A 20,256-nucleotide genomic window follows, 5' to 3' on the forward strand; every position below is an offset into this window, starting at 1 on the left:
CCGTTAAGACCCGCCTGGACGCGGCGAATCCACCCCGGGTTGCGCGCCCGCTAAGCTAGCGGCGGCATGCCGTGGTTACAGGGGCCGCTCCAGCGGCAAAGACGACAGCGCTCGGACGAACAAGCGAGACCACCAGCTAATGCCGGGCTCTGTGAATTCGATTTCCGGATCGTCGTCGCGCGTGTCGATCCAGCCGACCACCATCGGCAATCACCACCCGGTAGGTGTCGAGGGCAATCGTATCGTCGAAAACCTTCCGCATCTCCCCGGCTATCTCCGGGCTGTCGATCATGATGCCCAGCTCGGTGTTCAAGGCGAACGAACGAGGGTCGAAATTGAACGAGCCGATGAATACCGTACTGCCAGCGACGGTGAAGGCCTCGGCATGAAGGGTCGGTCCGTCACGCGATCGCGGATTTCCCCTGCTGGGTTTGCAGGTGGACCGTCCGGGTGGGGAAGGCGATACCGATGCCGCGTTCATCGAGCTTGCGCATGATGGCCAACAGAAGCGCTTCCTGCATCGCCAGCGATTCCGGGTAGGAGCGCGTCCGGAAGTAGGCGAAGAACTCGATGTGGAGCGCGCTATCTCCGAAGCCATTGAAACGGACCCTGGCGTCATCATCGATGATGTTCTCGTCCGCCTCGAGTATCGCGCGCAGTTCTGCGAGCAGGCGCTCCATCTGGTCCGCATCCGTATCGTAGGTGACACCCAGCGTCTGATTGAACAGGAAGCGATCCCGCAGAGCGAAATTCTCTATTCGATCGGACGCCAGGTTACCGTTGGGGATCGAGACCAGCGTGCGGTTGTTGGTGCGCACCAGTGTCGAGCGCATCCCGATATCTTCGACCGTGCCGAAGACATCGCCGATCTTCGCCACATCGCCCACCTGCATGGGACGGTCCGCGATCAGGGTGACCGAGCCTACCAGATTCTCGACGGTCTTCTGCGCGCCAAGGGCGAGAGCAAGGCCGCCGATGCCGAGCGCGGCGATGCCGGTCGTTATATCGATTCCGATCGTGTCGAGGACCGCGATGAACGCGATCGCCAGCAGCGCGACCTTTGCGCCGCGGCGCAGGAACGTGACGACGGCTTCCGCCTGTCGGCGTTCCGCACGGCGCATTCGACCCGTCAGAATACGCGCTATAGCGTCGACCAGCCGCAGGGCGAACCACGCCAGAGCGATCCAGGCGACAATGCCGGCGTAACGCAGGAAAGTCTGCCGGGCGATGATCGAGACCGGCAGATCCGCTGCAAGCAGATAGAAGGTGGCGACGACGAGATAGAGCGAAAGCGGCGGCAGTGCCGCTTGGAAGAACCGGTAAACGGCGCTTGCCTGCGGATCGGACATGACCTTTCGCAAGAGGAGGAGGAGCAGAGCTGCCGCGCCGCGGAATATGGCGAAGGCAATCACTGCTATGCCGATCAGTAAGAGCCAGTCGGTCCATGGCGCACCCGCAATCGCGACCTCGTCCGTCTGGTCCGCTGCGCTTGCTTGCTCGTCCGGAATGAAATCATCGACCGCCTGCGTTGTCTCGGAGGAAACCAGCCACCGTGCCGGTTCATTCTCCGCCGATATCCTCTCCAGCACGATCGCTGTCTGCTCTTCGCCGTCTCCGAACATGCCGACCTGTTCTCTATCGAGCGGCAATCCGTCGTCGAGCTGGCCATCGGCACTGTTCGAAAGCGCCAGGAAGGGCGCTAGCGAGCCGCCGCGATCGAGCGCGGTTTGGAATTTTCGCGCAAGCGCCGCCGCGCTGGCCTCATCACCCGCCGACGCGCTTGCCTCGCGCGCATCACCGTCGGCGCTGCTTCCACCCTCCACGAAGTAATTCGCCGCGCGCGCATAATCGCCATCGGCCAATGCCTGCAAAAGCGCCGTGACGGTCGAACGGGGCGTCTCACGGCCGAATGGATCGGGTTCGACTGCAACGGTATCGGCAGTCGCCTCCGGAACGGGTAGCGTCTGCGCGTGAGCCGGCAGCGAAAGGACTGCGAGCATAAAGCTGACGACGGTGAGAAGGACGGCGCGGCAGGCCATCACTTTTCGAACCTCTCGAGCTCGGCGAGCATATATCGATGGCCGCGTTCCTGCAGCTCGTAGAACTTTGCAAGGCTGGCGACGTTTTCCCGGCATTCCGGTCGTTCCATCCTGCTGGATGCAGCCTCGATCATGCGGCGATAGCCCGCAAACCGTTCGATGAGCTGCTTGATGAGCAAGGTGTAAGGATGCTCGGACATACCGAAGTAGGTCTCACGTTCTCCCGGCTTCGATCGCCGTTCGATGATCTTGAGACCTTCCAGCAAGCGAAGGTTCGTGCTGACGCTGCCGCGGCTCACCATCAAGGTGTCTGCTATCTCGGTAGACGTCAGGTCGCGCGCCACGACCATCAGGAGCGCCCATATCCGCCCGGTGATGCGCGCCTGGCCGTCTGATTCGGCGCTGATGCCCCTGCGTTCGATAAAATCCGTTTCTGCTTCGCTCAACGTGATCTTGCGGGTCGTCATGGGACGTTCCGGCCGAAGGTATAGGTGAGCGCGACCCCGCCGGAAAACTGGTTCCGCGAGCCGAACCGCTCGACCAAGGGTGAATCGGCAGGATCGCCTACGAGCCGATCGTATTTGGCGTAGCTGTAGATACCCCAGCGCGGCGTAAGCTGGCGGATGTAGCCGGTGGTCGCACCGATCGCCTGAACGCCGCCATCGGGATCGTAGGCCGGCAGACCCGACGCCGCTGCGTCTGCCGGGCGAACTCCGAAATAGGCATTCTGGTAGCTGCTGTCCGTCACGGTCACCCGCGGACCGATGGAGAAAAGCTGCCGATCGCCCTCGCGCCAGACGTAATCGGCACCCAGATTGGCGATGAAGCCATCATGTCCGGTAACGGCCTGCCTTCCTTCGGCCCGCAGGCGAATGCGGTCGCTCAACTGATACTGGGCGAAGGCTCCCAGCTCGATCGAAATATCGACATCCGGAAAAGCGCCGCCCACCTCGGAGGACGATCGCTTTCCCTCGAACCCCAGCGACGGTCCTGCCGAGAACCTGTCGCCACGCAGAAGCGCGAAGCCGAAGCCCTCGTCCGGCGCTTCGAATTCGAACTCGTCGTCGCCGGCGGCGCGCGCGATATCGAAGAACGGCCGGACGGAAAGATCGTCCGAGCCTGGATAGCTCGGCGTGATCTGCGGCCCCAGTGCTATGCGGGTCCGTCGCGGTTCATCCCCGCTGTTTTTCTGAGCAAGCACCGGCGTCGCGGACAGAGCCGCGATGGCGACGGAAAAGACGAGAGAGAGCTTAAGTCCGGGCATGGAAAGTCCTATTTGGTGCGAGACGCGGTTGCCCGCCCCTCTGTGCGAAGTTCGCCTACGAAATCGAGCAGGAAGGCGGTGCTGAGACCGAACATGATGAGGCCGTTGGCCGCCACGATCGCCGACAGTAGCCGCACCTCGGGCGACAGGATGACATCGCCGAAGCCGAGGGTGGTGAGCGAGACCGTGGCGAAATACAGAGCCGGTTCGAGCTCCTGAAAAGCCCCCAAGGTCATGAACAGACCGGCCCAGAGCCACGCCGCCGCCGAGAGTGCGAGAAGCATCCAGATCGTCGCGCTCGCAAGGAGCAGCGTCGTTCCCGTCCGCGATTTGCGGAACCGTGACGGGATCATCCGATCATCGAGAGCGAATGCCGCTGCCACGAAGCCCGCCTGGACGACCATCGTCAGTCCGACCATCACGGCACCGATCACGAGTTGCATGGTGATCGTCATCGCGTTTCGCCCTCAGCTTCCATCAGACCCGGGAACCAGGAACGCTCCACGCCTCGGCTTGGGCCATAGGCGTAGAGATCGTTCATATACTGCTGCGAAAACAACTCTTCCGATTCGGTATCGAATTCCGGACCGATGAAGGTGACGTTGAAGTCGATGCCGCTGTTCGTGGCGAAATGTTGCACCGCCAGCAGCGACGCCCCGAACGCGCCCGACCGTCTGGCGAACCGGCGCGCGTGGTTCGAGATTGGGCGGACCACATACGACCAAGGCAGCGCAGCACGTGACTTATGCGTGACCGCGATCGGATGCGCGCTTGGCTCGCACGGAAGGGGCTCCACGCGGAACATCCGTTTCGTCGCTACCCTATGGTAGGTTCAGTGACAACTGAACGTTTTGAAGAAGCCCGGCCTTGTCAGGTTCTTATCCGCGAAAGGGCCGATAGGATGCCGAATAACGGCATCCGCGGAACGGTTTCCGCCGCTAGCCCTACTCTACCGTCACTGACTTCGCGAGGTTGCGGGGCTGGTCCACGTCGGTGCCCTTCACCACTGCCACGTGATAGGCGAGCAGTTGCACGGGCACTGCATAGACCAGCGGCGCGATCAGCGGGTGCACACGGGGCATCTCGATCGTCGCGAGGCAGCCTTCGCCGGCTTCGGCGATGCCGTCCGCGTCCGAAATCAGCACCACCTTGCCCCCACGCGCCCGCACTTCCTGCATGTTCGAGACGGTCTTCTCGAACAGCGGGCCCGACGGGGCAATGACGATCACCGGCACCTTGTCGTCGATCAGCGCGATCGGACCGTGCTTCATCTCGCCGCTGGCATAGCCTTCCGCATGAATATAGCTGATTTCCTTCAGCTTCAGCGCCCCTTCCAGGGCCATGGGGAAATCCGACCCGCGCCCGAGATAAAGGACGTCGCGCGCCGGTGCGATCAGCGGCGCCATTTCGGCAATGTCTTCATCGTGATCCAGCGCGCGGTTGAGGCCGGCCGGTGCCTCCAGCAGATGGCGCACGATCTCCTGCTCCTCTTCCCGGTTCATCCGCCCCTTGCGCACTGCGAGATGGGCCGCGAGCGCGGCGAGCACCGCTAGCTGACACGTAAACGCCTTGGTGCTCGCAACGCCGATTTCCGGCCCCGCATGCGTCGGCAGCAGCAAGTCCGCCTCGCGCGCCATGGTGCTGGTCGGCACGTTGACCACCGCCGCGATCGTCTGCCCTTCGGCACGACAATGGCGCAGTGCGGCCAGCGTGTCCGCCGTTTCCCCACTCTGCGAGATGAAGATGGCGAGCCCGCCTTCCTCCAGCACTGGCTCGCGATAACGGAACTCGCTCGCCACATCGATGTCGACAGGCACCCGGGCGAATTGCTCGATCCAGTATTTGGCGACCAGCCCGGCGTAATAGGACGTTCCGCACGCGACGATGGTGATGCGGCGGATGGCGGAGAGGTCGAAGTCGATCTGCGGCAGCGCCACGCTGGCATCGGCTTGCCGGACGTAGCTCGACAGGGTCTGCGCCACTACGGTCGGCTGCTCGAAAATCTCCTTCTGCATGTAGTGGCGGTAATTGCCCTTCTCGACCGCCGCGGCGCTGGCACCCGAGGCGACTATCTCACGCTCCACCGGTTCGTTGTTCTGGTCGTAGATCTGCGCCCCCTCGCGCGTAATCACGACCCAGTCGCCTTCCTCGAGATAGGAGATGCGCTGCGTCAGCGGGGCGAGCGCCAGCGCATCGGAACCGAGGAACATCTCCCCCTCGCCATAGCCCACCACCAGTGGAGAGCCGAGCCGCGCGCCGATCAGCATGTCGGAATGCTGGCGGAACAGCATCGCGAGCGCGAAGGCACCGCGCAGGCGTGGCAGAACGGTTTCCACCGCCTCGCGCGGGGCCGCCCCGCTTTCGACCTCGCGCGAGATCAGATGGGCGACGACCTCGCTATCTGTTTCGCTTTCCATCGTGCGACCGTCCGCCTGCAATTCCTCGCGCAGCGACCGGAAGTTCTCGATGATACCATTGTGAACGATCGCCACCTCGCCCGTCGCGTGCGGATGCGCGTTGGCGGCAGTGGGCGCGCCGTGCGTCGCCCAGCGCGTATGGGCAATGCCCAGATCGCCCGGGGCCGGCTCCTGCGCCAGCACGGCAATCAGATTGTCGAGCTTGCCCTGCGCCCGGCGGCGGATCAGTTGTTCGTCGTCCAGGGTGCACAACCCTGCGCTGTCATAGCCGCGATATTCCATCCGGCGCAGCCCGTCGGTCAACCGATTGGCGACGGCGCGCTGGCTGACGATACCTATGATTCCGCACATTTTTCTCGACTCCGCGAGTGGAAAGACGCTCCGCCTCTAGCGAGCGCGCCCTATGAATCAATTGTCATGGCGCGGCGCGCCGCGCGTTGCCGCTGCCGACCGGCATACCAGAGGTACAGACCCGCCACGATGATCACCAGCGCGCCGGCATAGGTGACCATATCGGGTCGGTCGCCGAACCACCACCAGCCCAGCGCGCTCGCCACCAGCAACTGCACATAGGTCATCGGCGCGATGGTCGCCGCGCCCGCGCGCATGGTGGCAAGATAGATCAGCCAGTGCGCGGTGCTGGCGGTGACGGCCACGATCGCGCAACGGGCGATCACGTCCCATTCGGGCCAGCCGAAGCGCAAAGGCTCGACCCCGCTCGCCTGCCCGAGAAGCGCGGCGGCGATCAGCACTGGCGCGGCGAAGCCGGCGACGAAGCTCTGCATGGACAGCGCGCTGCCCTGCCCGCTCGACGCGCGATTGGCGATCACCAGCAGCGACATGAAGATGGCCGATCCCAATGGCAGGAAGGCTGCGACACCGATCGCCGCGACATTCGGGCGCAACACGATCAGCACGCCAACGAAAGCGATTACAGAAGCGATCACGGTGGAAGGATACACCCGTTCCCCCAGCAACGGGCGGGACAGCAGCGCGGTGATGATGGGGGATACGAAGACGATCGCTGTCGCCTCGGCCAGCGGCATGACGAACACCGCGGAGAAGAAGCACAGCGTCGCCAGCGCGACGAAAAGACCGCGCGCGGCCTGCAGCCACGGCTTGGCCGGGCGGAAGGCGCGTGGTCCCTCGTGAACCAGCAACAATGCGCTCAGGCCCACGGCACCGAAAGCGTAGCGCAGCGCGGCCACCGCCAGCGAGGACCATTGCCCGGCCATGGTCTTGATGATCGCGTCGCCGAAAGAAAGGCAGGCGAAGCCCGCCAGCGCAAAGACGAGCCCCGCGCGGTCGTCGGTCTGCATCGAACCCCCGAGGTAGAGAACCAAATGCCGCCGGTGGGCGTATCAGCCCCGCGAAGCAACCCCTCTTCCACCAGGCCTAACTGTGCAAACGAGGTTAGGAAAAAGATAAGGTTTCCATCCTATTTACCTTTTTCGCTCGTCGGACGTCATCGTCTTTGCGGGAGATGGTCGGTCGAGCTACGGAAATTGGGATAGGCGAATGAGCGCATTTGGACGAAAGACGGGACCGGGCGGAGCGACAGGTTCGCGGCCTTCCTTCGGTGTCGCCCGCCCCATGAAGGGCGGCGAACGCGCCGACCCGGCCAAGTCCGGCGAAAAGGGGGGGGAGCAGTTTCCGCCCCTGCCCGAGGATGAGGAAGAAAAGAGCGAATTCTTCGGCAACGAGGCCGCCCCCGGATCCGGTACCAAGAAGCAGACCGATGCCCTCGCTCGGCTGACCGACCGGGCCAACGCGGTCCACGAGAAGCAGGAAGTCGGCGGCTTCGAAGCGAGCATCCACAAGATCAAGGAGGAGGTGCTGCCACGCCTGCTCGAGCGGGTCGATCCGGAAGCGGCCGCAACGCTGAGCAAGGACGAGCTGTCGGACGAGTTCCGACCGATCATCATGGAGGTGCTGGCCGAGCTCAAGGCCACGCTCAACCGGCGCGAGCAATTCGCGCTCGAAAAGGTCCTGATCGACGAGCTGCTCGGCTTCGGGCCGCTGGAGGAACTGCTACACGATCCGGACGTGACCGACATCATGGTCAACGGACCGGAACAGACCTACATCGAAAAGAACGGCAAGCTGATCGTCGCCCCGATCCGCTTCCGCGACGAACAGCATCTGTTCCAGATCGCCCAACGCATCGTGAACCAGGTCGGCCGCCGCGTCGACCAGACCACGCCGCTGGCCGATGCCCGGCTGAAGGACGGCAGCCGCGTCAACGTGATCGTGCCGCCGCTATCTCTGCGCGGCACCGCGATCTCGATTCGTAAATTCTCCGAGAAGCCGATCACGCTCGACATGCTGAAGCAATTCGGTTCGATGGACGACAAGATGTGCACGGCGCTGAAGATCGCCGGCGCATGCCGGATGAACGTGGTCATTTCGGGCGGCACCGGTTCGGGTAAGACCACCATGCTCAATGCGCTGTCGAAGATGATCGATCCGGGTGAGCGCGTGCTGACGATCGAGGACGCGGCCGAATTGCGCCTGCAGCAGCCGCACTGGCTGCCGCTGGAAACACGCCCGCCGAACCTCGAGGGCCAAGGCGCGATCACCATCGGCGACCTCGTCAAGAACGCCCTGCGTATGCGGCCCGACCGGATTATCCTGGGCGAGATTCGCGGCGCGGAATGTTTCGACCTTCTCGCCGCCATGAACACGGGCCACGACGGCTCCATGTGTACGCTTCACGCGAACTCCCCGCGCGAGTGCCTGGGGCGTATGGAGAACATGATCCTGATGGGCGACATCAAGATCCCGAAGGAGGCCATCAGCCGCCAGATCGCGGAAAGCGTGGACCTGATCGTTCAGGTGAAGCGCCTGCGCGACGGCAGCCGTCGCACGACCAACATCACCGAGGTGATCGGGATGGAAGGCGACGTGATCGTCACGCAGGAACTGTTCAAGTTCGAATATCTGGACGAGACCGACGAGGGCAAGATCATCGGCGAGTTCCGCGCTTCGGGGCTGCGTCCCTACACGCTGGAAAAGGCACGCCAGTTCGGCTTCGACCAGGCCTATCTGGAGGCGTGCCTCTAGCGGCCCCCACCCCGCGTCAACCCTTCAGCACCGATGGCATCGAGAGGGCGAGCAAGCCGCCGCCGATAACGGCGCAGAGCAGGAACAGGCCGGTCCACGGCACCCAGCCCACCCGGTCGATCCGTGCACGCCGTACGCGGCTTCGCTCCGCGACGAGAGCCACGACGGCGAACAGCAGGAAACCGCCGCCCCACAGCGCCATGATTTCCGCGTCGCTGGCGAAGACGAGATCGCGAAACCATTCCATCGTGCCGCGCGATATGGGCGCGGCTGCTTCCACTCGCAACGCCCGGTAAGGCGCGCGCAAGATTATCTGCGCCGCATGCCGCGGCCGGGCGTTGCCGCCACTGCGCGCCCACCCTAAGGCCTGTGCGATGGATGGTTCCGTCGCCGCCCCCCGCCCCATTCTGGCGCTGGTCATCCGTTTCTTCGCGGCGGGGTCGCTCGCGACCATGGCGATGCTTGTCAAACTCGCCGGGTCGCGCGGAGTCGCTCTGCCCGAACTGCTGTTCTGGCGTCAGGCGGTCACGCTGGTGGTGCTCGGGAGTGCGATCGCGCTGACTGGGCGCCTCGCGACTCTGCGGACGGAACGCCTGGGTGCTCATGCGCGCCGCGCCTTCCTGGGCGTTACCAGCATGGCGTTCGTGTATGGCGCGGTCCTGCTCCTCCCGCTGGCGGAGGCGACCGTGCTCGGCTTCACCACCCCTCTGTTCGCGGTGCTGATCGCGCTCATCTGGTTCCGGGAGCGGATCGGTATCTATCGCTGGACCGCCGTCGGGCTCGGATTCCTGGGCGTGGGCATCGTGATGCTGCCCGACCTGGGGGGCGGTGTGTCGGTAGAGGGGCTGGCGGTGGGCCTGATCGCGGGGGCATTCGTCGCGCTTATCTCCTTCCTGATCCAGGATCTGAACCGGTCCGAGAGCCCGTGGTCGATCGTGTTCTGGTTCGTCGCCTTCACCACGCCGGCGCTGGCGCTGTTCCTGCCGTTCGTCGGCGCGGCGCACGATCCGACGACCTGGGGTATCGTCATCGCGATGGGGCTGGCGGGCGCGGTGGCGCAGTTGTTCCTGACCTGGTCGCTGCGCTTCGGTTCCGCCGCGACGATCATCGTGATCGACTACACCTCGCTCGTCTGGGCGGTCTTCTATGGCGAGCCGGTGTTCGGTCGCCTGCCCCCGGCCACACTGTGGCTGGGGGCGCCGCTGATCATCGGAGCCGGGCTCGTCGTCGCCTGGCGCGAGCACCGGCTCAGCCGCCGGAACCGAGCGGGGTGACCGGCGTTCTGGATGGCAATGGCGGAAGGGTGGTAACCCGCCGTGCAACGAAAGGAAGCATAGCATGACACGCAAGATCATGATGGCGATCGGTGTCGCCGCCCTCGGACTCACCGCGACCGCCTGCAATACGGTCAAGGGAATGGGCCGGGATGTCGAATCGGTCGGCCAGGCCGGCGACGACGCCATCAACTGAGGCAACGCGAGCAATTATAAAAACGGCCGGTCGCAGGTAACTGCGCCGGCCGTTTTCTTATCTTCGCTCTGGAAGCGGACCATCGGCATCAGCCTATAGCAGGTTCGCCAATTTCATCCTCTCAGACATTGCTGAGATCATCGGGTATCGCGACATCGAGCTCACGGCATCGGTCGAGCGCGAAGCGATCGGTCATTCCAGCGATGTAATCGGCGGTGTGGCGGCTGCGCTGCGGCTCGTCGGCAGGAAGCTTCTCAGCCCATCCCGGACCCAGGAGCGCGGGCGTGGCGCAGTAGGCATCGAACAGATGTCCGATCACCACCCGCGCCTTGTCCGCCGTCTCCACTTGCTGTGGGTGATGATAGAGCCGAGCATACATAAAGGCCTTGAGCCGACGCTCAGCCGCCCGCATGGCAGGTGAAAACCCCGCGACCTGGCCCGCGCTCGCGATCTCGCTGCGCGAGCCGAGCCCTCCCGCCACCTTGCGCGCCTGCTCGATCACATCGTTGACCATCCAGCCGATCTGGCCGCGCACCAGCTCGCGCAACTGGCGATCGCGGGGCGCGCTCGGGAAACGCCGCTCCACCTCGCGCCATTGGTCGCGGACAAAATCGAGCGTCAGGAGGTCGTCCAGCTCCAGGAACCCGGCGCGCAGCCCATCGTCGATGTCGTGATTGTCGTAAGCAATGTCGTCCGCCACCGCGGCGACCTGCGCTTCCAGCGAAGGCCAGGTCGCGAGGTCCATGGGGAAGGCGCGGTCGAGCTCGGCGAGCGACCAGTGCGGTGCGTCGACCGGGCCGTTATGCTTGGCGAGGCCTTCCAGCACTTCCCAGCTGAGATTGAGGCCATCATGCGTGGGATAGGGGTTCTCGATCCGCATGAGTGTGCGCAGCGTCTGCGCGTTGTGGTCGAAACCGCCATGCGCAGCAATCGCCTGGTCCAGCGCATCCTCGCCCGCGTGCCCGAAGGGGGGGTGACCGATATCGTGCGCCAGGCTGAGCGCCTCGGTCAGGTCCTCGTCCAGCCCCAGCGCACGCGCGATCACCCGCGCGATCTGCGCCACTTCCAGGCTGTGTGTCAGCCGGGTGCGATAGTGATCGCCATCGGGTGCGACGAAGACCTGCGTCTTGGAACGCAGGCGGCGGAAGGCGATCGAATGGATGATCCGGTCCCGGTCCCGCTGGAATGCGCTGCGGGGCCCACGGGTTCCATCGCCCGGCTGTTCGAATTCGCGTCCTTGCGACGCCTCCGGTCGCGCGGCAAGGTGGGCCAGCGGTCCCGCGCTGGGGACGCGATCAGCCATCCATCATCCAGTCGACCGCCGCATTGCAGTGGATGCGCGCGGAATCGTAAATCGGCAGGACATTCGCATCGACGTCGACCACGATCGCCAGCTCGGTGCAGGCGAGCACGATCGCCTTCGCGCCCGCCTGCTCCAGCTGTGTGATCACGGTGCGGTAATAACGTTCCGCATCGCGCGGCGCGCGCCCCTGCATCAGCTGTTCGTAAATGATCCGGTCGCTCTGTTCGGCGAAGCTCATATCGGGCGGCAGCAAATCGATGCCCTGCGCGACCAGGCGCTGGCGATAGAAGCTTTCGGTCATGACGTTACGGGTGCCGATCAGCGCCGCATTCTTCGTCGCCCCGTCCGCTTTCATCTTCGCGCCGACCGCGTCCGCGATGTGCAGAACGGGGATCGAAACGGCATCAGTCAGCCGGTCGTAGAGACGGTGCATCGAATTGGCGCACAGGATCAGCCCTTGCGCGCCCGCATCCGCCAGCCGTTTCGCCGATTCTTCCAGGATGTCGCCCGCGCGGCTCCAGTCGCCCTCGTCGAGGAGCCCCCAAAGCTGCCGGTAGTCGAGACTCTCTATCAACAGCGGCGCGGAGGCCATCGGCTCGATCTCGCGGCGAACCCGCTCGTTGATGCGGCGATAATAGGTTTCGGTCGAGATCCAGCTCATCCCGCCGATCATTCCCAGCTTACGCAAGTGATTTCCTCGTTGTTCGGCCAATCCGGTGCGGCGTGCGCCTGCCCTAGCCGCGATTCACCGCCTATGAACAGGGTTGCGTGAGCGCGTTTCCGCAGCCCGGCGGGGCGTGTCAGCGCCTCTCGTTCGCTAGACCGGTATAGCACAGCGCGGCGGAGGATGCGGTCACGGTGACGACCTCCCCATCCCCCACGCGCCTGACCCGGTTCACGAAATCGCGCAGCGAGGTCGGCTTGTCGCTTTCGCCTCTGCGCGCCTTCATGCCTTCCAGCTTCTTGAGCTGGTCGATGGTCAGGCGGTCGACCATGCGCTCGGCCATGCAATCGGCGTTGTTCCGCGACAGCCCGGCATCCAGCAGGGCGCTGCGCACGCGGCTTTCCGCGATCCGCTGCGCGCAGCCGCCGGTCAGCAGGGCGATGGCACACAGGGCCGGTGCCACGCGGCGCATCAATCCATCGCCTTCACGATTTCCTCGACCATCTTCTTGGCATCGGCCAGCAGCATCATCGTCTGATCCATGTAGAACACGTCGTTGTCGACCCCGGCATAGCCGACCCCGCCCATCGAACGCTTGATGAAGAACACCTGCTTCGCCGCGCCGACATCGAACACCGGCATACCGTAGATCGGGCTCGACTTGTCGGTCTTCGCCGCCGGGTTCACGACATCGTTCGCCCCGATCACGAAGGCGACATCGGCCTGCGCGAATTCGGAATTGATGTCCTCCAGCTCGAACACCTCGTCATAGGGCACATTGGCCTCGGCCAGCAGCACGTTCATGTGCCCCGGCATACGCCCGGCGACGGGATGGATGGCGTATTTCACCTCCACCCCCTTCTCCTTCAGCACGTCGGCCATTTCGCGCAGCGCGTGCTGCGCCTGCGCCACCGCCATGCCGTAGCCGGGGATGATGATGACCTTCTCCGCCTGTTCCAGCATGAAGGCGGCATCGGCGGCGCTGCCCTGCTTGTAGGGGCGCTGTTCGCGCGGGGCCCCGTCGCCTGCGCTGGACGTTTCCGCGCCGAAGCCACCCGCGATTACCGACAGGAAGCTGCGGTTCATCGCGCGGCACATGATGTAGCTGAGGATCGCGCCCGAGCTGCCGACCAGCGCGCCGGTGATGATCATCGCGGTGTTGTGCAGGGTGAAGCCCATCGCCGCCGCGGCCCAGCCCGAATAGCTGTTCAGCATCGATACCACGACCGGCATGTCCGCCCCGCCGATCGGGATGATCAGCAGGAAGCCCACGGCGAAGGCGAGTGCGAGCACGATCCAGAAGATCCACCCCTCGCCCGCCGGGGCGACCGGCTGCATCGCATAGAGCGCCGTCAGGACGACGATCGCCGCCAGCGTGCCCAGGTTGATGACATGGCGCGCGGGCAGCAGGATCGGCGAGCCGCCCATATTCCCGTTGAGCTTCGCGAAGGCGATGACCGAGCCCGAGAACGTGATGGCTCCGATCGCCGCGCCGAGGATCATCTCCACCCGGCTGACGGCAAGAATGCTGCCAGTCGCATCGAGAATGCCGAACGCGCCGGGATTGAGGAACGCTGCCCCCGCGACCAGCACCGCGGCGAGGCCGACGAGGCTGTGGAACGCCGCGACCAGCTGCGGCATCGCAGTCATCGCGATACGCCGCGCGGTGACGAGGCCGATGATCGCGCCGATGGCGATGGCGGCGAGGATTTCACCCATCGAAGCCCAGTCGGGCATGATGTTCACGACGTCCGGCGCAGCCTGTTCATGCGTCCGGGGGAAATGGGTCACCAGAGTGGTCACCACCGCGATCAGCATACCCGCCATGCCGAAGCGGTTGCCGGTGCGGCTGGTGGCGGGACTCGAGAGGCCGCGCAGCGCGAGGATGAAGCAGACGCCCGCAACGAGATAGGCGAGGGCGACCCAGGGATTCACCGGCCCATGCTCGGCGACAGGCGCTGCGAGGAGAAGAGTGCCCATCACTTCTTCTCCTTCTTCTTGTACATCGCGAGCATCCGCTCGGTTACCGCGAAGCCACCGAAGATGTTGACGCTGGCGAGCACGATCGCGGCCAGGCCGAGCCATTTGGCACCCGGCACGTCCGCCGCCGCAGCGGCGATCAGCGCGCCGACGATGATGACGCTCGAAATCGCGTTGGTCACCGCCATCAGCGGCGTGTGAAGGGCAGGCGTGACCGACCAGACGACGTAATAGCCCACGAAGCAGGCAAGCACGAAAATCGACAGGATCGAAATGAAGTCCACTCTTGGTCCCCTCCCCCGGGTCCGGTTACTGCGCCGCCAACCTCTCGTTCACGACCTTGCCGCCCTGCGTCAGGCGCACCGCGTCACCGATTTCCTCGTCCAGCGTGACCGCCCCTGCGTCCTTGTCCCAGAAGGCGGAGAGGAAGTTATAGAGGTTGCGCGCGAACAGGGCCGAGGCATCGGGCGCCAGCGTGGTGGGCGTGTTGGCATAGCCCATCAGCGTGACGCCGTGTTTCACCACCAGTTCGTCGGCTTGTGAGCCCTCGACATTGCCGCCTTGCGCGACCGCCAGGTCGAAGATGACGCTGCCGGGTTTCATGCTGGCGATCTGCGCATCGGTAATCAGGCGCGGCGCCGCGCGGCCGGGGATCAGCGCCGTGGTGATCACGATATCCTGCTTCGCGATATGCTCGGACACCAGCTTCGCCTGCGCCTGCTGGTATTCCTCGCTCATCTCGGTGGCGTAGCCGCCCGAACCCTCGCCCTCGATCCCGGCGACGTCTTCGACGAAGATCGGCTTCGCGCCCAGCGACTTGATCTGTTCCTTGGTCGCGCTGCGCACATCGGTGGCGGATACCTGCGCGCCCAGCCGCTTCGCGGTTGCAATCGCCTGCAGCCCGGCGACACCGACGCCCATCACGAATACCCGTGCCGCCTGCACCGTGCCAGCGGCGGTCATCATCATCGGGAAGGCGCGACCGTAGGTATCGGCAGCCGCGATCACTGCCTTGTAACCCGACAGGTTCGACTGGCTCGACAGGACGTCCATCGATTGCGCGCGAGTAATGCGCGGCATGAATTCCATCGCCAGCGCCTGATATCCCGCGGCGGCATAGGCATCCACCCGATCGCGCCGGGCGAAGGGATCGAACACCGCAGCGACCATCGCCCCCGCCTTCGCACCCGACAGGAGAGCAGGATCGGGCGCCTGAATACCCAGGACGATATCGGCGTCCCGGACGATAGCGGCGGCATCGGCAACCTGCGCGCCCGCCTCTTCATACGCGGCATCGAAAATCGCGGCGGTTTCGCCCGCGCCCGTCTCCACCGCGACGTCGGCACCCAGCGCCGCGAACTTGCGGACCGTTTCGGGCGTCAGCGCCACCCGCGTTTCGCCCGGGGCGCGTTCCCTGAGTGCGGCGATCCGCAACGGCTTCAGCTGATGATGATCAGGAGGAGGAGCACGAGGATCGCGATGACGGGCACCGCGACCTTCACGACCGATATGAAACGCGAATAGGTCGCGCTGGCGGATTTCATGTCGTTGGCTGCCATGACCGGCAAATCCCCTTGCAAGTAAGTTTCAGCGCCCTGCCCTATCGCGATGCCCCCGGCTTGCCAAGCCTGCCGCGCGCCCGGCCCGTCGCCCTTAAGCGCGCCTTTACCCTATCGCGCTACGGCTCTTCCGACATCGACCATCCCGATTGCCGGGGCGGCACTGGAGAAGCGCGCGCGAACGATGGCGAAGGAAGATACACGTCTGTTGATGCTGGTCGACGACGAGCCGGCGCAAAGCCGCCTCGTCACCGCGCTCGCCGCGCGCGAGGGTTGGCGCACGCTGGTGGTTAAGGATTGCGAGACCGCCATCGCCACGCTCGGCACGCGGGAGGGCATGCAACTTTCCGCCATCATCCTCGACCAATGGGTTCCGGGCGACGAGGCCTGCGCGGTCATCGCCGAACTGCACAAGCGCCGCCCCGCCCTTCCCATCCTGATGCTGACCGCCAGCGCCAGCCCGCTGCAGGCGGTGGAGGCGATGCGCGCCGGCGCAACGGATTACCTGGTGAAACCGGTCGCCCCCGAACGGCTGATGCGCGCGCTGATCAGCGCCACCCGGATGGAGATGCCGCGCGACGAGCTGCAGCCCCTGACCGAGAAGATGCCGGTCAGCCTCGATTTCGATGCCATGATCGGGACCGCGCCTGCCTTCCGCACCGCGCTCGCCCGCGCGGCCAAGGCGGCACGCGGGCACGGCCATATCCTGATCGGCGGCGAAAGCGGGACGGGCAAGGAAATGCTGATGCGCGCCATGCACGCGTCCAGCCCCCGCGCCAAAGCACCCTTCCGCCTCGTCAATCTGGCCGGGATACCCGGCAATTCGGTCGAATCCGCGCTGTTTGGGCACGAACCGGGTGCCTTTGCCGGGGCGTTCGACCGCCAGATCGGCGCGCTGCAATCGTGCGACGGCGGCACTCTGGTGCTGGACGAGATCGACCGCCTGCCCCCCGATCTCCAGACCCGCCTTGCCGCGACGCTGAATTCGGGCATCGTGCGCCCCGTCGGCGCGACGCACGGCTTCCGCATCGACATCCGCCTGCTCACCGCCAGCAATCTGCCGCTGGCCGACATGGTGAAGACGGGACACTTCGACGGCGACCTGCTCGAGGCTATTTCGGCCACCAGGATCGAGCTGCCGCCGTTGCGCGAGCGATCGGGGGACATCCCCGCGCTCGCGCGCCATTTCCTTGCCCGCATCGGCGAACAGCCGGGCCTGCGCCATCTCAGCCTGGCCGACAGCGCGCTGAACCTGCTGGCCGCCTTCGATTGGCCCGGCAATGTCCGCCAGCTGCAGGCGGTACTGTTCCGCGCCGCGGTGTTCTGCGATGGCGAGGTGCTGACCGCGGGCGACTTTCCGCAGCTGTCCGGAATGGTCGGCGAAGTGGCGGAGAACGGCGCGGCCCAGCCGGAGGCGGTGGGCGTCATGCTCTACACCGACGACGGCAATCTGCGCCCGCTGGAGGAGATCGAGGCCGATGTCATCCGCCTCGCCATCGGGCATTATCGCGGGCGCATGACGGAGGTCGCGCGGCGGCTCGGCATCGGGCGCTCCACGCTCTACCGCAAGCTCTCCGACCTCGGCATCGACAACGCGGCCTGACTTCCGCCCGGCGCGGAACCGCCCGCGCCATGCCCCGTTCTCTCGGCGTAATTCCACGCCAGCAACAGGGACATCCCATATGGACATCGTCGACTGCATCCTAGCCGACCACGACCGCCAGCGCCGCTGGTTCTCCGCGCTCGACGAGGCGCGCGACGACACCGAATCGCTCGGCAAGATCTGGGAACGGCTCAAGAACCATCTCGAAGCGCATGCCGCGGCGGAGGAGAAGTTCTTCTACCCCCGCCTGCTCGAATGCGGCACCGGCGCGCTCGACAGCGACAGCGCCGAGGAGACCACCGAGGATGCGATCGGCGATCACAACGACATCGCCGAGGCCGCCGAGGAGGCGGACAAGCATAAGGTCGGCTCCGACAAATGGTGGGAGAAGGTCGACCTGTGCAATTGCAACAACAGCTCGCACCTGTCCGAGGAGGAGCGCCAGGGGCTGACCGATTTCCGCCGCCACGTTCCTGCGGAGGAGCGACGCAAGCTGGGCGTGAAATACCTCGCCTTCGAGGCCGACCATTCGGGGACCTACCACCGCCAGGAGAAGGACCCGGACGAATATATCGAGGAAAACCAGGCCGCCTGAGCGCGGCCGGGAGGCTGACGGAGTGTTCGATTTCGCCGGGCGTACCGCGCTCGTCACCGGGGCGGGTTCGGGGATCGGCGCGGCGGTCGCTCGCATACTGGATGCGAGCGGCGCCGCGCGGCTGATCCTGGTCGACTGCGACGGCCACGCTATGCGCGGGCCCGACCTCTCCTGCGAGTTCGTCCCGTTGACGGGCGACGTGGCGGACCCCTCGTTCTGGAGCGGCCCGTTCGCCGAAGCCGCCGCCGCGCACGGCCCGATCCACCATGCAGTGCTGAACGCAGGCGTTTCGTCCGGCGGTCCGATCGCGGAGCTCGATTTTGCCGAGTGGCGGCGGGTGCTGTCGACCAATCTCGACGGCACCTTCCTGTCCCTGCAGGCGACCCTCGGCGCGATCCGGGACGGCGGGGCGATCGTCCTTACCGCCTCGATCAGCGGGGCGAAGGCGGAACCCGGCACCGCGGCCTATGGCGCGTCCAAGGCCGGAGTGATGCAGCTCGCCCGGGTCGCCGCGAAGGAGGCCGCGCCGCGCGGCGTGCGGGTGAACGCGATCGCGCCCGGCGGGGTCGATACCCCGATCTGGGACGACACCCCTTTCTTCCGCGACCTCGTGGCCGAGCACGGCGGCGACCGCCGCGCCGCGATGGACGCGCTGGCCAGGATGGCGACGCCGCTGGGCCGCTACGCCAGTGCGGACGAGATCGCGCAGCAGATCGCCTTCCTCCTGTCCGATGCCGCCGCGACAATCACCGGCGCGGTGCTGGTTAGCGACGGCGGCTACTCGCTCTAGTCCGCCATCCCGGCGAAGTCGGTCAGCGCCGCATCGCGCAGGCCGCGCCAGACATTGCGCGCCTGCACCGTCTCGGCGACGTCGTGGACCCGCAGCAATTGCACGCCCGCGTTCATTCCGGCGATCGCCATGGCGATACTTCCGCCCAGCCGCTGCTCCACCGGGGCCTCGTTCGACAGCGCGCCGATGAACCGCTTGCGGCTCGCACCCAGCAGCAGCGGCTGGCCAAGCGCGTGGAACAGCGGCAGCGCGTTGATCAGCGCGAGATTGTCCGACAGCGACTTGCCGAAGCCGATGCCGGGATCGAGCACGATGTTCGCCCGCTCCACCCCCGCCGCAACTGCGCGGTCGCGATGCGCCGCCAGCGCGTCGAACACGTCGAACACCACGCTTTCGTAGCCGTCATTGTCGTGCAGGCCCGAGCCGTCTCCGGGCAGATGCATCAGCGCCACCGGGCAGCCGGTCGCAGCCACCAGTTCCAGGCTGCGCGGATCGTAGCGTAGCGCCGAGACGTCGTTGACCAGCCCGGCCCCCGCGCGCAGCGCCGCCTCCATCGTGCCCGCGCGGCGGGTATCGATGCTGACCGCGGCACCCATCGCGGCGCAATATTCGACTGCGGGGAGCGTGCGGCGGATTTCCTCCTCCTCCCACACAGCGTCCGCACCGGGGCGCGTGCTCTCGCCCCCGATATCGAGGATCGCCGCGCCCGCTTCCACCATCGCTGCTGCGTGCGCGCGGCCCACCTCGGGCCGCTCGAGGAACTCGCCCCCGTCGGAGAAGCTGTCGGGCGTGACGTTGAGGATGCCCATCACCTGCGGCTGGTCGAGCCGCACGGTACGCGCGCCCAGTTGCAGCGGCGGATGCGCGAGGGTCAGGTTTGCCCACTGCGCCTCCGCCGCCGCGCCCACGCTGTCGGGCAGTTCGCCCAGCACCCGCGCCATCGTGCCGGGCGAGGCCTGCCAGCGCGCGATCGTCTCGCCATCGCGGCGCAGGATCACGGCGAACCGGCTGGCGAAGACCATCCCCCCGGCGAGCCGGATCGCGTCGCCCTCCTCTTCCTGCGGGCCGGGCGCGAAGCCGATGGGGCGGATGTAGATGCGTTCGGTCATGCGTCAGACCCGTAGCAGCGCGAGGGGAGGATGGAACACCGAAAGGGGTGTTTTGCGAAACTTCGGTCGAGGAGGTTTTCTTTTTCTTTCAGATACTTGCAGCTTATTCGACCCATGCCAGCGTCAACTTCCGTTTTCGCGAAGGAAAATCGGTCGTCGAGTTGATATCGAAGCGGCGGCGCGGTCATCCGCGGCAGGTTAATGCAGCCATGGCGAGTAGGACAGCGACGGGGTGTGTCCATCAGACGTGGCGCTCGAAATCCATGCGATGGTGCAGAACGCGCACGACGAACACCTCCTGCTCGTTTGCCGTATAGCACACCACATGGGCCTGTTGACGTATTGGGCGAAGCCCTAGCGCCAACTCTTCGGCGCTGTGTCCGAGCATCGTGCAAAAGAA

At 65.5% G+C, this 20,256-nt stretch carries 24 protein-coding genes; 6 read left to right on the forward strand and 18 right to left on the reverse strand.

The annotated features are described in order from the left end of the window. Positions 1–136 precede the first annotated feature (136 nt). From F7D01_RS03965 to F7D01_RS04000, 8 genes are all read right to left on the reverse strand, one after another. Positions 137–481, reverse strand: coding sequence for a phospholipase D-like domain-containing protein (locus F7D01_RS03965; protein WP_215228935.1), 345 nt, complete (start codon positions 479–481; stop codon positions 137–139). Beyond that, complete coding sequence (locus tag F7D01_RS03970; RefSeq protein WP_215228936.1) at positions 402–2,039, reverse strand: mechanosensitive ion channel family protein; 1,638 nt, start codon at positions 2,037–2,039, stop codon at positions 402–404. The genes F7D01_RS03965 and F7D01_RS03970 overlap by 80 nt, the downstream gene beginning before the upstream one ends. Further along, positions 2,039–2,506 (reverse strand): GbsR/MarR family transcriptional regulator, encoded by a 468-nt coding sequence (locus F7D01_RS03975; RefSeq protein ID WP_215228937.1) that lies wholly within the window; start codon positions 2,504–2,506, stop codon positions 2,039–2,041. The genes F7D01_RS03970 and F7D01_RS03975 overlap by 1 nt, the downstream gene beginning before the upstream one ends. Then, positions 2,503–3,303 (reverse strand): MipA/OmpV family protein, encoded by an 801-nt coding sequence (locus F7D01_RS03980; protein ID WP_215228938.1) that lies wholly within the window; start codon positions 3,301–3,303, stop codon positions 2,503–2,505. The genes F7D01_RS03975 and F7D01_RS03980 overlap by 4 nt, the downstream gene beginning before the upstream one ends. Before the next feature lie 8 nt (positions 3,304–3,311). Then, positions 3,312–3,758 (reverse strand): ion channel, encoded by a 447-nt coding sequence (locus F7D01_RS03985; protein ID WP_215228939.1) that lies wholly within the window; start codon positions 3,756–3,758, stop codon positions 3,312–3,314. Then, positions 3,755–4,018 (reverse strand): hypothetical protein, encoded by a 264-nt coding sequence (locus tag F7D01_RS03990; protein ID WP_215228940.1) that lies wholly within the window; start codon positions 4,016–4,018, stop codon positions 3,755–3,757. The genes F7D01_RS03985 and F7D01_RS03990 overlap by 4 nt, the downstream gene beginning before the upstream one ends. Before the next feature lie 229 nt (positions 4,019–4,247). Next, on the reverse strand, positions 4,248–6,071 hold the full coding sequence (gene glmS / locus F7D01_RS03995) for a glutamine--fructose-6-phosphate transaminase (isomerizing) (protein ID WP_215228941.1): 1,824 nt from the start codon (positions 6,069–6,071) through the stop codon (positions 4,248–4,250). Positions 6,072–6,121: 50 nt separating this feature from the next. Further along, entirely contained in the window at positions 6,122–7,039 is a 918-nt protein-coding gene (locus tag F7D01_RS04000) for a DMT family transporter (RefSeq protein WP_215228942.1), read from the reverse strand. A gap of 199 nt (positions 7,040–7,238) precedes the next feature. Here F7D01_RS04000 and F7D01_RS04005 point away from each other — a divergent pair, with 199 nt between their 5' ends. Beyond that, a complete protein-coding gene (locus F7D01_RS04005; RefSeq protein WP_215228943.1) occupies positions 7,239–8,783 on the forward strand; it encodes a CpaF family protein in 1,545 nt (514 codons plus the stop codon). Between the two features lie 16 nt (positions 8,784–8,799). Here the strand turns inward: F7D01_RS04005 and F7D01_RS04010 are convergent, their stop codons facing one another. After that, the gene (locus F7D01_RS04010) at positions 8,800–9,030 is read right to left on the reverse strand and encodes a hypothetical protein (RefSeq protein WP_215228944.1); all 231 of its coding nucleotides are present in this window, start codon (positions 9,028–9,030) and stop codon (positions 8,800–8,802) included. Between the two features lie 127 nt (positions 9,031–9,157). Here F7D01_RS04010 and F7D01_RS04015 point away from each other — a divergent pair, with 127 nt between their 5' ends. Both F7D01_RS04015 and F7D01_RS04020 read left to right on the forward strand, forming a co-directional pair. Next, entirely contained in the window at positions 9,158–10,057 is a 900-nt protein-coding gene (locus tag F7D01_RS04015) for a DMT family transporter (RefSeq protein WP_215228945.1), read from the forward strand. Positions 10,058–10,139: 82 nt separating this feature from the next. Further along, positions 10,140–10,253: an entericidin A/B family lipoprotein gene (locus F7D01_RS04020; RefSeq protein WP_371819706.1), complete on the forward strand. Its 114-nt coding sequence runs from the start codon at positions 10,140–10,142 to the stop codon at positions 10,251–10,253. Positions 10,254–10,374: 121 nt separating this feature from the next. Here F7D01_RS04020 and F7D01_RS04025 read toward each other — a convergent pair whose 3' ends face one another. The 7 genes from F7D01_RS04025 to F7D01_RS15140 form a co-directional block, all read right to left on the reverse strand. Beyond that, positions 10,375–11,556 carry a deoxyguanosinetriphosphate triphosphohydrolase gene (locus F7D01_RS04025; protein WP_215228947.1) on the reverse strand — a complete coding sequence of 394 codons (1,182 nt, stop codon included), beginning with the start codon at positions 11,554–11,556 and terminating at the stop codon, positions 10,375–10,377. Next, entirely contained in the window at positions 11,549–12,244 is a 696-nt protein-coding gene (locus F7D01_RS04030; RefSeq protein ID WP_251567048.1) for an aspartate/glutamate racemase family protein, read from the reverse strand. The genes F7D01_RS04025 and F7D01_RS04030 overlap by 8 nt, the downstream gene beginning before the upstream one ends. Positions 12,245–12,356: 112 nt before the next feature. After that, entirely contained in the window at positions 12,357–12,692 is a 336-nt protein-coding gene (locus F7D01_RS04035) for a hypothetical protein (protein WP_215228948.1), read from the reverse strand. Continuing rightward, a complete protein-coding gene (locus tag F7D01_RS04040; RefSeq protein ID WP_215228949.1) occupies positions 12,692–14,200 on the reverse strand; it encodes an NAD(P)(+) transhydrogenase (Re/Si-specific) subunit beta in 1,509 nt (502 codons plus the stop codon). Before F7D01_RS04040 ends, F7D01_RS04035 begins: the two co-directional genes overlap by 1 nt. Continuing rightward, positions 14,200–14,484, reverse strand: coding sequence for an NAD(P) transhydrogenase subunit alpha (locus F7D01_RS04045; protein WP_215228950.1), 285 nt, complete (start codon positions 14,482–14,484; stop codon positions 14,200–14,202). The genes F7D01_RS04040 and F7D01_RS04045 overlap by 1 nt, the downstream gene beginning before the upstream one ends. A 25-nt stretch (positions 14,485–14,509) precedes the next feature. Then, a complete protein-coding gene (locus F7D01_RS04050; protein ID WP_215228951.1) occupies positions 14,510–15,634 on the reverse strand; it encodes an NAD(P) transhydrogenase subunit alpha in 1,125 nt (374 codons plus the stop codon). 5 nt (positions 15,635–15,639) lie between these two features. Continuing rightward, entirely contained in the window at positions 15,640–15,759 is a 120-nt protein-coding gene (locus tag F7D01_RS15140) for an aa3-type cytochrome c oxidase subunit IV (protein WP_251567050.1), read from the reverse strand. 184 nt (positions 15,760–15,943) lie between these two features. On the opposite strand from F7D01_RS15140, the gene F7D01_RS04055 reads away from it, so the two are divergent. From F7D01_RS04055 to F7D01_RS04065, 3 genes are all read left to right on the forward strand, one after another. Beyond that, positions 15,944–17,362, forward strand: coding sequence for a sigma-54 dependent transcriptional regulator (locus F7D01_RS04055; protein WP_215228952.1), 1,419 nt, complete (start codon positions 15,944–15,946; stop codon positions 17,360–17,362). A gap of 79 nt (positions 17,363–17,441) precedes the next feature. Next, positions 17,442–17,957: a hemerythrin domain-containing protein gene (locus tag F7D01_RS04060; protein WP_215228953.1), complete on the forward strand. Its 516-nt coding sequence runs from the start codon at positions 17,442–17,444 to the stop codon at positions 17,955–17,957. A gap of 22 nt (positions 17,958–17,979) precedes the next feature. Continuing rightward, positions 17,980–18,747 (forward strand): SDR family NAD(P)-dependent oxidoreductase, encoded by a 768-nt coding sequence (locus F7D01_RS04065; RefSeq protein ID WP_215228954.1) that lies wholly within the window; start codon positions 17,980–17,982, stop codon positions 18,745–18,747. On the opposite strand, the gene folP is transcribed toward F7D01_RS04065, so the two are convergent. Both folP and F7D01_RS15475 read right to left on the reverse strand, forming a co-directional pair. Next, positions 18,744–19,856 carry a dihydropteroate synthase gene (gene folP, locus F7D01_RS04070; RefSeq protein WP_215228955.1) on the reverse strand — a complete coding sequence of 371 codons (1,113 nt, stop codon included), beginning with the start codon at positions 19,854–19,856 and terminating at the stop codon, positions 18,744–18,746. The two genes, F7D01_RS04065 and folP, sit on opposite strands and share 4 nt — an antisense overlap. 241 nt (positions 19,857–20,097) lie before the next feature. Beyond that, positions 20,098–20,244, reverse strand: a complete 147-nt coding sequence (locus F7D01_RS15475) for a type II toxin-antitoxin system RelE/ParE family toxin (RefSeq protein ID WP_215228956.1) — start codon at positions 20,242–20,244, stop codon at positions 20,098–20,100. Positions 20,245–20,256: the final 12 nt, after the last annotated feature.

The organism is Erythrobacter sp. 3-20A1M (assembly GCF_018636735.1).
Taxonomy (GTDB): Bacteria; Pseudomonadota; Alphaproteobacteria; order Sphingomonadales; family Sphingomonadaceae; genus Alteriqipengyuania.